10 protein-coding genes are annotated in these 11,856 nt (G+C 65.8%); 2 read left to right on the forward strand and 8 right to left on the reverse strand.

The window, feature by feature from the left end; all coding sequences use genetic code 11:
- Nucleotides 1-2: 2 nt before the first annotated feature.
- From V6W80_RS13220 to V6W80_RS13240, 5 genes are read right to left on the reverse strand one after another with little or no spacing between them, the layout of a single operon-like run.
- A complete protein-coding gene (locus V6W80_RS13220; RefSeq protein ID WP_338544493.1) occupies nucleotides 3-1,544 on the reverse strand; it encodes an APC family permease in 1,542 nt (513 codons plus the stop codon).
- 58 nt (nucleotides 1,545-1,602) lie between these two features.
- Complete coding sequence (locus tag V6W80_RS13225) at nucleotides 1,603-2,349, reverse strand: gamma-glutamyl-gamma-aminobutyrate hydrolase family protein (protein WP_338544494.1); 747 nt, start codon at nucleotides 2,347-2,349, stop codon at nucleotides 1,603-1,605.
- A gap of 45 nt (nucleotides 2,350-2,394) precedes the next feature.
- Nucleotides 2,395-3,672, reverse strand: coding sequence for an NAD(P)/FAD-dependent oxidoreductase (locus tag V6W80_RS13230; protein ID WP_093251988.1), 1,278 nt, complete (start codon nucleotides 3,670-3,672; stop codon nucleotides 2,395-2,397).
- Between the two features lie 55 nt (nucleotides 3,673-3,727).
- Nucleotides 3,728-5,221 (reverse strand): aldehyde dehydrogenase, encoded by a 1,494-nt coding sequence (locus V6W80_RS13235; RefSeq protein ID WP_338544495.1) that lies wholly within the window; start codon nucleotides 5,219-5,221, stop codon nucleotides 3,728-3,730.
- A gap of 11 nt (nucleotides 5,222-5,232) precedes the next feature.
- The gene (locus V6W80_RS13240) at nucleotides 5,233-6,615 is read right to left on the reverse strand and encodes a glutamine synthetase family protein (RefSeq protein ID WP_064309592.1); all 1,383 of its coding nucleotides are present in this window, start codon (nucleotides 6,613-6,615) and stop codon (nucleotides 5,233-5,235) included.
- Between the two features lie 203 nt (nucleotides 6,616-6,818).
- Here V6W80_RS13240 and V6W80_RS13245 point away from each other — a divergent pair, with 203 nt between their 5' ends.
- A complete protein-coding gene (locus V6W80_RS13245; protein WP_338544496.1) occupies nucleotides 6,819-7,706 on the forward strand; it encodes a LysR family transcriptional regulator in 888 nt (295 codons plus the stop codon).
- Between the two features lie 295 nt (nucleotides 7,707-8,001).
- Nucleotides 8,002-8,214, forward strand: coding sequence for a hypothetical protein (locus tag V6W80_RS13250; RefSeq protein WP_017641334.1), 213 nt, complete (start codon nucleotides 8,002-8,004; stop codon nucleotides 8,212-8,214).
- A gap of 201 nt (nucleotides 8,215-8,415) precedes the next feature.
- Here V6W80_RS13250 and V6W80_RS13255 read toward each other — a convergent pair whose 3' ends face one another.
- From V6W80_RS13255 to V6W80_RS13265, 3 genes are all read right to left on the reverse strand, one after another.
- Nucleotides 8,416-10,218 carry an ABC transporter ATP-binding protein gene (locus V6W80_RS13255; protein WP_338544497.1) on the reverse strand — a complete coding sequence of 601 codons (1,803 nt, stop codon included), beginning with the start codon at nucleotides 10,216-10,218 and terminating at the stop codon, nucleotides 8,416-8,418.
- 85 nt (nucleotides 10,219-10,303) lie between these two features.
- Nucleotides 10,304-11,611 carry an ATP-binding protein gene (locus V6W80_RS13260; RefSeq protein WP_338544498.1) on the reverse strand — a complete coding sequence of 436 codons (1,308 nt, stop codon included), beginning with the start codon at nucleotides 11,609-11,611 and terminating at the stop codon, nucleotides 10,304-10,306.
- Complete coding sequence (locus tag V6W80_RS13265; protein WP_338544499.1) at nucleotides 11,612-11,854, reverse strand: hypothetical protein; 243 nt, start codon at nucleotides 11,852-11,854, stop codon at nucleotides 11,612-11,614.
- Nucleotides 11,855-11,856 lie beyond the last annotated feature (2 nt).

Here is an 11,856-nt window from a genome sequence, read left to right on the forward strand (position 1 = left end):
CGTCAGCCCTGGTGCGGGACCGCCTCCAGCGTCTCGCCCTGGAAGAAGGCCGGCGCACGCCAGCGGGCGAACAGCATCAGCACCAGACCCAGGGCCAGGATCACCACGGCGATGATGAACACCAGGCCGATACCGCCCAGGTGCGAGCCGCTGCCGAAGTCCGGCGACAGGCTGGCGATGGCGGTCTGCCAGAAGATCACCGAGAGGATGATGGCACCGAGCAGCGGGCAGAGGCCCCGCAGCAGCGCATGGCGCAGGCTGTCGAACAGGCTGCGGCGGAAATACCAGACGCAGGCATAGGCGGTCAGCGAGTAGTAGAAGCAGATCATCATGCCCAGGGCGGTGATGGTGTCCGCCAGGACGTTGTCGCTGAGGGTGCGCATGACCACATAGAAACCGCCCGTGGCGATACCGGCGGCGATGGTGGCATAGCGCGGCGTGCGCGAGCGCGGGCAGATGTGGGCGAAGCGGCGCGACACTGCACCGTAGTACCCCATCGCCAGCAGGGTGCGCGCCGGGGAGATGAAGGTGGATTGCAGAGAGGCGGCGGTACTGGCCAGCACCGCGATGGACATCAGGATCGCCAGCGGCCCCATCACCGGTCCCGCCAGGTGGGCGAAGACGTTTTCCTGGATCTCGGGATTGCCCAGCCCCAGGCCGGCGTCGCCAATGCCGGCAAATTGCAGGGTGGCCGCGGCGGTGAAGAGGTACAGCAGCAGGATTAGCAGCACCGTGACCGTCGCCGCGCGCCCCGGCACCTTCTGGCTGCCCACCGACTCCTCGCTCACCGTCAGGCAGACATCCCAACCCCAGAAGATGAAGATCGACAGCGACAGCCCGGCGGCGAAGGCGGAAAAGGATTCGACGTTGAAGGGGTTGAACCACTCGGGGTGGAAGACCACCGGCGCCGCCGCTGGCGCGGCGTTGAAGGCCGCCAGCGAGAAGCCGACCAGCACCAGCAGTTGCAGGGCGACCAGCCCGTACTGGACGCTCATGGTCATGCCGATGCCGCGGCAGCTGATCCAGACCGCGATGGCGATGAACACGCAGCAGGTGACGATGTTCACCAGCAGGTGCTGCGACAGCGCCGCCAGCTCCGCCCGGCCGCTGAGCTGGGCGAGAAAGAGATAGAAGAAGTCCACCGCCACCCCGGCGAGGTTGGACAGCACGATGGTGGTGGCCGTCACCAGGCCCCAGCCACCAATCCAGCCGATCATGGGACCGAAGGCGCGGGTCGACCAGGTGAAGGAGGTGCCGCTATCCGGATCCACGGCGTTCAGCTCGCGATACCCCAGGGCCACCAGCAGCATCGGCAGGAAGCCGACGATGAAGACCGCGGGCAGGTAGACGCCCACCTCGCGCACGGTCGGACCCAGGGCGCCGGTCAGGGTGTAGACGGGGGCGATGGTGGAAATGCCCAGCACCACGCAGGCGAGTAGCCCCAGGGAGCCGGCGGCCAGGCCCTTGGCGGACGGATCGGCCAGGGCTTCCGGCCCGGCGTTGGCCGGAGCGCCTGCAGGTGCGCCCTTGCTCTGTTCAGTCATAGGTCTCTGCCCTGCTGTTGGTATTGTTGTTCAGAGTCCAGCGTGCGCGGCAAGGTGCCTAACGCGATGCGGCATGGCGCTGGCAGGCGTCCCGAAAGGCGTCTAACAGCGTCAGGGATTCGGGGCTCTCGCGGAAATTCCACTCGGGATGCCACTGCACCCCGACGACGAAGCCGGGGGAGTCGGCCAGGGACACCCCTTCCACCAGACCATCCGGCGCCAGGGCTTCGATGCGCAGCCCCTGCGCCAGGCGGTCGATACCCTGGCTGTGCAGGGAATTCACCTGGAAGCTGGCCGGCAGGCCGAGGCGCTCGAACATCCCACCCGGTGGCACCTGGACCGGATGGGTGGGCGCGTACTGCTCGGCCAGCAATTCGCTCTGGGGCTCGCGGTGATCGGCATGCCCGGGCAACTCCTGCACCCGCTGGTGCAGGCTGCCACCGAGGGCCACGTTGAGCTCCTGAAAGCCGCGGCAGATGCAGAACACCGGAATGCCGCGATCGATGGCCAGCCGTAGCAGCGGCAAGGTGTAGGCGTCGCGGGCGGCATCGTGCTGGGTGCCGGCGAGACTTTCCGGCCCCTGGTAGTGATGAGGCTCGACATTGGAGGGCGAGCCGGTGAACAGCAGGCCGTCCAGATGCGCCAGCAGCGCCTGGGGATCGCTCGGCACGCTGCGCGCCGGCAGCACCACCGGCAGGCCGGCGTGACCCGCGGCCTCGACGTACTTGTCGCCGACGGTATGGGAATCGTACTTGCCGAGCGTCTGCCGGCACGCCGTCACGCCGATCAGGGGCATAGGGGACATGGCTATTCTCCAGAGTGCCCGCCTGGATCAGGCGGGCGGACAGGGTCAGATACCGAGGCGATCGCGCAGCTGGTAGTAGGTCGCGCCCAGCGCGGTGAAGGGCACGCGCAGGAGTTGCCCGCCCGGGAAGGGATAGTGCGGCAGGCCGGCGAAGGCATCGAAGCGCTCGGCCTGGCCGCGCAGGGCCTCGGCCAGCACCTTGCCGGCGAGGTGGGTATAGGTGACGCCGTGGCCACTGCAGCCCTGGGAGTAGTAGATGTTGTCGCCGAGGCGGCCCACCTGGGGCAGGCGCGACAGCGTCAGCAGGAAGTTGCCGGTCCAGGTGAAGTCGATCTTCACGTCCTTGAGCTGCGGGAAGGTCTGCAGCATCTTCGGCCGGATGATCGCCTCAATGTCGGCCGGATCCCGGGCGCCATAGACCACGCCGCCGCCATAGATCAGCCGGCGATCGGCGCTGAGGCGGAAGTAGTCGAGCAGGTAGTTGCAGTCCTCCACGCAATAGTCCTGGGGCAGCAGGCTGCGCGCCATGTCCTCGGACAGCGGCTCGGTGGTGAGCACCTGGGTGCCGCAGGGCATGGACTTGGCAGCCAGTTCCGGCACCAGCCCGCCCAGGTAGGCGTTGCCGGCCACCACCACGAAGCGCGCCTTCACCTGGCCATTGGCGGTATGCACCACGGGGTTGGCACCGCGGTCGATACGGGTGGCGGCGCTCTGCTCATAGAGCTTGCCGCCCAGGGAGGCCACCGCCGCCGCCTCGCCCAGGGCCAGGTTGAGCGGATGGATATGGCCGCCGCTCATGTCCAGCAGGCCGCCCAGATAGCGATCGGTGCCGACCACCTCGCCGATGCCGGCCTTGTCGAGCAGGTGCAGCTGGGTATGGCCATAGCGCTCCCAGAGCTTCTTCTGGGCTTCCAGGTGGCCGAGCTGCTTACCGGTCAGGGCGGCGAAGACGCCGCCGTCCTTGAGATCGCACTGGATGTCGTAGCGGGCGATGCGCTCGCGAATGATGCGCCCGCCTTCGAAAGCCATCTCGCCCAGCAGTTGCGCCTGCTTGGGCGGCAACTGGCGCTCGATGGCATCGATGTCGCGACTGTAGCTGTTGACGATCTGACCGCCGTTGCGCCCCGAGGCACCGAAGCCGACCCGCGCCGCCTCCAGCACCGTCACGCTGAAGCCGTGCTCCAGCAGGAACAGCGCAGTGGAAAGCCCGGTGTAACCGGCGCCGATGACGCAGACATCGGTCTCGACACTGCCGTGCAGCGCCGGGTATTCGGTGTGGAGGTTACGCGAAGCCGCGTAGTAGCTGCCGACATGTTGTTGCATGGTGAGATTCCTCTGCTTGCGAATCCGGCGCCTGCGCCGGAATCGCCGCGCCTGCTCAGAGCTTGATCCAGGTCGCCTTGAGTTCGGTGTATTTGTCGAAGGCGTGCAGCGACTTGTCGCGTCCGTTGCCGGATTGCTTGAAGCCGCCGAAGGGCGCCGTCATGTCGCCGCCATCATACTGGTTGACCCAGACGCTACCCGCACGCAAGGCCCGCGCCACGCGATGGGCACGGGAGATATCCCGCGTCCAGACGGCCGCGGCCAGGCCATAGGGGGTGTCGTTGGCGATGCGCACGGCCTCTTCTTCATCCTCGAATTCGATCACCGCCAGCACCGGGCCGAAAATCTCTTCCCGGGCGATGCGCATGGCATTGTCCACCCCTTCGAAGATCGTCGGGGTCACGTAGCTGCCACCGGTCTCGGTCAGGGCGCGCGCGCCGCCGCTCACCAGCCGGGCACCCTCGGCACGGCCCGCTTCGATGAACCCCAGCACGGTGCGCAGATGGCCTTCGTCCACCAGGGCGCCGACGCGGGTGCTAGGGTCCAGCGCATGGCCGGGCGCCCAAGCCCGCAACGCCTCCGCCACCAAGGCCAGGAAACGCTCCTTGATCGAGCGCTCGACCAGCAGCCGCGAGCCGGCCACACAGACCTCGCCCTGGTTGAAGGCGATGGCCGCCGCGGCCGCTTCGGCAGCGGCCACCAGATCCGGGGCATCGGCGAAGACGATGTTGGGACTCTTGCCGCCCGCCTCCAGCCAGACCCGCTTCATGTTCGATTCGCCGGCATAGACCAAGAGTTGCTTGGCGATGCGGGTGGAGCCGGTAAAGACCAGGGTGTCGACATCCGCATGCAGCGCCAGCGCCTGGCCGACGGTATGGCCATAGCCGGGCAGCACGTTGAACACCCCTGCCGGGATGCCGGCTTCCAGCGCCAGCCCCGCGATGCGGATGGCGGTCAGCGGCGACTTCTCGGAAGGCTTGAGGATCACCGAGTTGCCGGTCGCCAACGCCGGGCCCAGCTTCCAGCAGGCCATCATCAAGGGGAAATTCCAGGGCACGATGGCCGCGACCACCCCCACCGGTTCGCGGGTCACCAGGCCGAGCTGGTCGCGCGGCGTGGGCGCCACCTCGTCGTAGACCTTGTCGATGGCCTCGGCGCTCCAGCGGATGGCATTGGCCGCCGCCGGGACGTCGATACCCAGGGCATCGCCGATGGGCTTGCCCATGTCCAGGGTTTCCAGCAGGGCCAGCTCCTCGGCATTCGCCAGCAACAGCTCGGCGAAGGCGATGAGTACCCGCTTGCGCTGCGCCGGCGCCTGATGCGCCCAGTCACCCCGCACGAAGCTGGCCCGTGCGGCCTGTACAGCCACTTCGGCATCCTCGGCCATGCAACTGGCCACCCGCGCCAGGTGACGACCATCCACCGGGCTCAGGTCGTCGAAGACGGCGCCGCCCAGGGCGGCCTGATAGCGGCCGTCGATGAAGGCGCGGGATTCGACGGTCAATGCCTGGGCGCGCCGCTCCCAGTCCTGTCGTGTCAGCACGGTCATGATTGCGCCTCCTAGACGGTATGCAGATACCAGTTGTATTCGAGATCGGAGATGGTGGTCTCGAACTCCTCCAGCTCGGCTTCCTTGCAGGCGACGAAGATGTCGATGTACTCGGGGCTGATGTACTGGTTCATCACCGCGCTGTCGTCCAGGCGGCGCAGGGCGTCGCGCAGGTTGTTCGGCAGGCTCTGTTCGAGCTGCTCGTAGGAGTTGCCACTGACCGGCGCGCAGGGTTCGAGTTGCTGGGTCATGCCGTGATGAATGCCGGCCAGGATCGAGGCCATCATCAGATAGGGATTGGCGTCGGCCCCGGCGACCCGGTGTTCGATGCGGATCGCCTCGCTGCTGCCGGTGGGTACGCGCACCGCCACGGTACGGTTATCCAGGCCCCAGCTCGGGGCGTTGGGCACATAGAACTGGGCGCCGAAGCGGCGATAGGAATTGACGTTTGGACAGAGGAAGGCCATGGACGCCGGCAGGGTTTCCAGGATGCCGGCGATGGCATGGCGCAGGGGCGCGTGGTGCTCGGGATCATCGGTGGCGAAGATGTTCTGTCCGGTCTGCTTGTCCAGCAGCGAGATGTGTACGTGCAGGCCGTTGCCGGCCTGGCCGGGATAGGGCTTGGCCATGAAGGTGGAATCCATCTCATGGTCGTAGGCGATGTTCTTGATCAGCCGCTTGAGCAGCACCGCGTAGTCGCAAGCCTTGATGGCGTCCTCGACGTGATGCAGGTTGACCTCGAATTGTGCCGGCGCGGATTCCTTGACGATGGCATCGGCCGGCAGTCCCTGCTCCTTGGCGCCTTCGAGCATGTCCTGCAGGCAATCCACGTATTCGTCCAGGTCGTCGATCAGATAGACCTGGGTGGAGACCGGTCGCTTGCCGGAGATCGGCGAGCGCGGCGGCTGCGGCCGGCCGTTCACGTTCTCCTGGTCGATCAGGTAGAACTCCAGCTCGAAGGCGGCGCAGATGGTCAGCCCCAGGTCATCGAATTTCTTCACCACCCGGCGCAGCACCTCGCGCGGATCGGCGAAGAACGGCGAGCCGTCCTGCTCGTGCATGGTCATCAGCAACTGCGCGGTAGGGCGCTTCTGCCAGGGCTCGTAGCTCAGGGTGCCGGGGATGGGAAAGCAGGTGCGGTCGGCATCGCCGATGTGCAGCCCCAGGCCGGTGCTTTCCACCGTGGAACCGTTGATGTCCAGGGCGAACAGCGAGGCCGGCAGATTGATGCCGCGCTCATAGACCTTGGACAGGCTGGCCCGCTCGACACGCTTGCCCCGGATGACGCCGTTCATGTCGGTGATCAACAGATCGACGTACTGGATCTCGGGGTGCTCCTTGAGAAAGCCGTTGGCTTCGGTGAGCTGGACGACGCGGGGGGATATCGAATTCATGGGAGGCATCCTTGACGCTGGCCCGCTTCGTTATGCTTGCTCGTGCGGGTCTGGCAGCGTGGCTGTGGGCGGTGGTCGCTGCAGGCGCCGACCCCGTCTGCCAAGGTCCGCCCTTCCACCTGATTGCCCTCGCGGGGCTGGGCCAGTATAAATTGGCATGAGCGCAACCCATATCGGCGAATTGGCAAAGGAAGAATGCACGGATGCAATATCAAATAGGCCATGCCGATCTCAAGCTGATCCTCGCCCTGGTGCGTGGCCGGACCCTGGCCCGAGCGGCCGAGCAGCTGCAGGTGGATGTCTCCACGGTGTTTCGCGCCATCCGCAAGCTCGAAGCCAATCTGCAGGTCGCGCTGTTCGACAAGACCCGCCGCGGCTACACCCCCACCCAGAGCGCCAAGGCGCTCGCCGAACAGGCCGAGCGCGCCGAACAGGCCCTCGAAGCGGCGCGGATCGCCCTCACCCAGGGCGAGAACGTCATCAGTGGCACCGTCCGCCTGACCTGCACCGACGCCGTGCTGCGCAGCCTGCTCTTGCCGGGCCTGGCCGAACTCATGCCGCGCTATCCGGCGGTCGCCCTGGAAGTGGCCACCTCCAACACCTTCGCCAGCCTGAGTCGGCGGGATGCAGATATCGCTCTGCGCCTGTCGAACGCCCCGCCCGAACACCTGATCGGCCGGCGGCTCGGTCGCAGCTCCTACTTCGTTTGCGGCCATGAGCGCTATCGCAGAGGCTATGGCCCGTTGGCCACTGAATTGCCCTGGATCGCCCCGGACGACTCCCTGGCCGATCACGTCTCGGTCACCTGGTTGCGGCAGGCCTATCCCAGCCTCACCCCGCGCTATCGCTGCAGCAGCATGTCCTCGGTCGGCAGCCTGGTAGGTGCCGGTCTTGGCGTGGCCGCCCTCCCCGACTTCATGATCAGCAGCCTGGACGGCGTCGAACGCCTAGGTCCGGCGCTGCCAGGCTGCGACACCGATATCTGGCTGCTGACCCGCCCGGACAATCTGTCGCTGCGCTCGGTGCAGATCCTCTTCGATGAGCTGGCGAATCTGTTGAAAACCCGGATAGCGGATGTTTGCCAGGCCTGAAACGAAGCGCTCGTTCGTCGGCTTTAATGGCAACTTACCGGTAACTTTCCCAGTACCGCGTTCCACCCGAACACCCTTAAACAGAAGTTTTAACGAATTTTTCACGCCTTCTTGACGAGCTTTTTGAAGTTAAGGTCATCAACGCGACCTAACGCTTTCAAGTGCTCTGCAGACACGCGGAGTCAAGTACGAAAAGTACTGTTTCCAGGTAGGCCGTCGGCGACGAATTGCCTTAAAAAACAAGCCGGTTAGGCGATATCGAGAGTCATGGTGGTCAACTTCCACGGAGACAACGATGAGCAGCCGCTTCGCCATACCCGATAACCCCGACCGTGATTGTCTGTTGAACATTCACCGGCTTCTCACCTTGAGAATCGATCAACTGCGCAATGTCGATATGGGCAGCTCGCAACTGCAGGAGATTCTCTTCCAGTTCGAAGCCCTGACGGCAGAAACCATCCAACTGGTCGAGGAAGTCGCCGTGAGACTGGCGACCGAGGCGCATTAGCGGCCAGCGGCCGCAGCGTTCCGGGGCAGTGAAGTGTCCGGCGCGATACCGCATTCGCCACCACCTGCTCTGCTCGGAAGCGCGCTGGCTGGAGGGATTTGCGTCCAGCGAGGAGTGAGGACCGCAGGTCGGGATGCACCTGCGGGAAGCCTGTCGGGCGATAGATTGCAGGCAGCTCCTCCGCCCAGGGCATTCAGGCATTCAGGCATTCAGGGCCATGGCCGCATACAGGCCATCCTGCCTGACCAGTTCCTCATGAGTGCCCTGCTCCACCAGTTGCCCAGCCTGGATGACCAGAATCCGATCCGCCTGCCTGACGGTGCTGAGGCGGTGGGCGATGGAGATCAGGGTCCGCGGCCTTTGCAACGAAGCCAGGGCCGCGGCCATCGCCGCCTGGGTGCTGCTGTCCAGGGCGCTGGTCGCTTCATCCAGGAGGATGATCGGCGGATCGCGCAGCAGCATGCGGGCGAGGGACAGACGTTGGCGCTCGCCGCCGGACAGTTGATAGCCCCGGTCACCGACCCCGGCCCCCAGCCCCTCGGGAAGCCCGCGCACCGTGGCATCCAGCTGCGCCCTTTCCAGCGCCCACCAGAGTTCCGCCTCGCTCGCGTCGGGCTTGGCGAAGCGCAGGTTGGCCTCGATGCTGGCGTTGAGCAGGAAGGTATCCTGGGTCACGATGCCGACCAGGCTGGCCAGCGTCGCGAAGCTCAGCTCGCGGATATCGATGCCGTCGTAGCGGATACGCCCCTGATCGGCGTCGTACAGGCGCGCGAGGAGATAGGAGATGGTGGTCTTGCCAGAGCCGGTGGGGCCAACCAGCGCCGTGTGCTTTCCGGCCGGTATCTCGAACGTCAGATCCTTGAGTACGGCGCGATCGCCATAGGCGAAGCTGACGTTCTCGAAACGGATGCCCTGCTGGAAATCCTGCCGCGCAAGAGTCGTCGGTGAGCTCGCCTCGACGACCGTCGCCGGCGTATCCAGGTAGCTGAACACCCGCGCCAGCAAGGCGCGCCCCTTGGCGAATTCGATCCGCGTTTCAAAGATCTCCAGCAGCGGCCAGAGCAATTGCTCCTGCAAGGCGATAAAGGCCACCAGGGTGCCAATGGACACCTGCATCCCCAGGCCGATGAACAGACCGCCGCCCAGGAAGGTCAGCGCCGGCAGGAGATCCAGCGCCAGGAAGACGAGCGCGAATTCCCATTGTCCCGCGGTGCTGGCCTGGGTTTCCAGGCGCGCCAGCTGCGCGGAGTCACGCTGAAAGCGCTGCACGAGATAGTGCACGCGGCCCAGGGTACGCGACAGGATGATGCCGCCGGCCGACAGGGACTCGGCGATGTTGGCGGAAAGGTCAGCCACCTGTTCCTGTTGCCGGTAGGTCACCCGCTCCCGCAGCTGGGCGACGCGGCCATTGATCCAGACCAGCAAGGGAATGACGGCGAAGGAGACACACGCCAGGCGCCAGTCCAGCAGCAGCATCGCCACCAGGGTCGCCGCCACGACGCTCAGGTGCTTCGCCAGATCCGTGGCAGAGTGGGTCAACAGGGTCTGCAGACCGGCGATGTCGCTGGACAGGCGCGCCTGTACTTCGCCCGCGCGGGTACCGGCGAAAAACGCCAGCGAGAGGCTCTGCAGGTGGCCGTACAGGCGGGTCCGCAGATCGTGCATGACGCTCTGGCCCACCCGAATCGCGACATAGGTCTGGGTCAGGTTGGCGATGGCATTGAACAGCGCCACCCCGACCAGACCCGCGGCCAGATAGACCAGCAGCGTCAGGTCCTTCGCCGGCAAGGCATCGTCGACGATGCTGCGGATCAGGAAGGGACTGATCACGCCGCTGATCCCGGCGACTGCGATCAGCAACACCACCAGCACCAGTGCGGCCCGATGTGGAGCCAGTAGCTCGAGAATCCGTGCGAAGGTGACATGCCGCCTGGCCAGGTCGCCATAGTCGTCGAGGGTCTCGGTTTCAGCCGGCGATGGTGGGGAAGAAGAGGAACTGGACATTTGCGTGCTTTCAGGTCGGTCAGAGGAAGGAGCGGACTCGGGTCCGCGTCATTGGGTGCCAAGGAAGCCTTGGGCTGTCTAGGGGTTAGGACGCGAGGGCGTCGGTCAGCCGGATGTCAAAGCGCGCGCCGCCTCTCTCGCTTTGCGTCAGCGCCAGCTGCCCGCCCTGCTTTTCTATGGCGCGACGGCTGATCGACAGCCCTAGGCCAAAGCCTCCAGTGGCGCGATCCCGACTGCGATCCAGGCGATAGAAGGGCTCGAACACCCGCTCCCGCTCGCCCGGCGGAATACCCTCGCCATCGTCCTCGACGGTGATCAGCAGGGTGTCGGCGTCGCGGCCAACGGTCAGCCAGACCCCACGCTGGCAATAGCGCAGGGCATTGCCAATCAGGTTCTGCAACGCGCGGGCCGTGAGTCTTGGTGCCAAGAGGGCTTGCTCGGGCGCAGTGGCCATGTCCAGGCTCAAGGTGACGCCACGCATCTCCTGTTCCTCGCTGAAATCCGCCAGGACACTGTCCAGGAAGGCACCGAGCGTGAGTGCTTGACGCTCGGGTGGCTGCTGACTGGACTGCAACCGCGCGTAGGAAAGCAGCTCGTTCACCAGCGCATCCAGTTCGCGCACGTGGCGAATCTGCTGCTCCAGCTGTCGCTGTGTTTCAGCGGGCAGCGGGTCGGCCTGCAACAGGGCCAGGCCGAATTCCAGACGGGACAGGGGCGTGCGCAGCTCATGGGAGACCGCATTGAGCAGGTCGCGCTGCTGGACGATCAGGGTTTCGAGGTCCTGGGCCATGTCATCGAAGGCCCGCGCCAGTTGGCCGATGTCCGAGCGCGGCGAGATCGCGGTACGCTCCTGCAGATGCCCCTTGCCCAGACGCGCCGCCGTGCGCCTGAGCCGCTCCAGATCGCGCCAGTGCGGCCGTAGCCAGACATACAGACAGATGAGCAGCGCCGCACCGATCAGGGCGTTCATGGCCCAATAGGTCAGGGCTATGTCGGTCGGAACCTCGGCGAAGCCGACCCAGAGCACGTGCCCGTCCGGCAGGGGGATCAGGGCGACGCTGGGATCGCCATCGTCGGTCAGGCGGACGCGCCGCTCGCCTTTGGCCAAACGGTGGCGCTCGGCGCTCGTCAACCGAGGATCGGTCTGCAGCCCCAGCTGCAAGGTGACGGGCGCAATGTCGGCGTTCAGCTCAGCCAGCAGCGCCGGCCAACGAAAGATCGGCGTCTCCACGAAGGTCCGCTCCACCAGTTTCAGTGGGCCATGCATCTGCTCCAGACTGACGCGACTATAGCGATCACTGAACATCTGCTGCAGGGCTTCCGGGACCAGATAGCTGGCTGCGCCATAGGTCACCAGCAGCACGCAATAGAGCCTTATCAGGATCTTGAACATCTAGGCGGACTCGACGCCGCGGCGCGGTCGTCCCTGCTGCGAGACCCATCCGGCCCGTTTTGCCAGCCTGAACGACGGCCAGCGCGAACGGTAGGCGGCGCCTTCCTGGCGCTGCCCAGGCAGGATCACGAGGGTGCTTTGGCGACGCTGATCGGTGGCCATCGGCGCGGCCGAGGCGGCGACGGTTTCGACGCGAAAAAAGGGTTTCACAGGTAGGTCCCAGGGCAAGCAGGCGGCGAGCATAA

Source organism: Pseudomonas benzopyrenica (genome assembly GCF_036884265.1).
Taxonomy (GTDB): domain Bacteria; phylum Pseudomonadota; class Gammaproteobacteria; order Pseudomonadales; family Pseudomonadaceae; genus Chryseomonas; species Chryseomonas benzopyrenica.

Coding starts and splice junctions, on each gene's coding strand:
- V6W80_RS13230 (WP_093251988.1), bottom strand. CDS start 3,672: ATGCAACAACATGTCGGCAGCTACTACGCGGCTTCGCGTAACCTCCAC.
- V6W80_RS13245 (WP_338544496.1), top strand. CDS start 6,819: ATGCAATATCAAATAGGCCATGCCGATCTCAAGCTGATCCTCGCCCTG.
- V6W80_RS13250 (WP_017641334.1), top strand. CDS start 8,002: ATGAGCAGCCGCTTCGCCATACCCGATAACCCCGACCGTGATTGTCTG.
- V6W80_RS13235 (WP_338544495.1), bottom strand. CDS start 5,221: ATGACCGTGCTGACACGACAGGACTGGGAGCGGCGCGCCCAGGCATTG.
- V6W80_RS13225 (WP_338544494.1), bottom strand. CDS start 2,349: ATGTCCCCTATGCCCCTGATCGGCGTGACGGCGTGCCGGCAGACGCTC.
- V6W80_RS13255 (WP_338544497.1), bottom strand. CDS start 10,218: ATGTCCAGTTCCTCTTCTTCCCCACCATCGCCGGCTGAAACCGAGACC.
- V6W80_RS13260 (WP_338544498.1), bottom strand. CDS start 11,611: ATGTTCAAGATCCTGATAAGGCTCTATTGCGTGCTGCTGGTGACCTAT.
- V6W80_RS13265 (WP_338544499.1), bottom strand. CDS start 11,854: ATGCTCGCCGCCTGCTTGCCCTGGGACCTACCTGTGAAACCCTTTTTT.
- V6W80_RS13240 (WP_064309592.1), bottom strand. CDS start 6,615: ATGAATTCGATATCCCCCCGCGTCGTCCAGCTCACCGAAGCCAACGGC.
- V6W80_RS13220 (WP_338544493.1), bottom strand. CDS start 1,544: ATGACTGAACAGAGCAAGGGCGCACCTGCAGGCGCTCCGGCCAACGCC.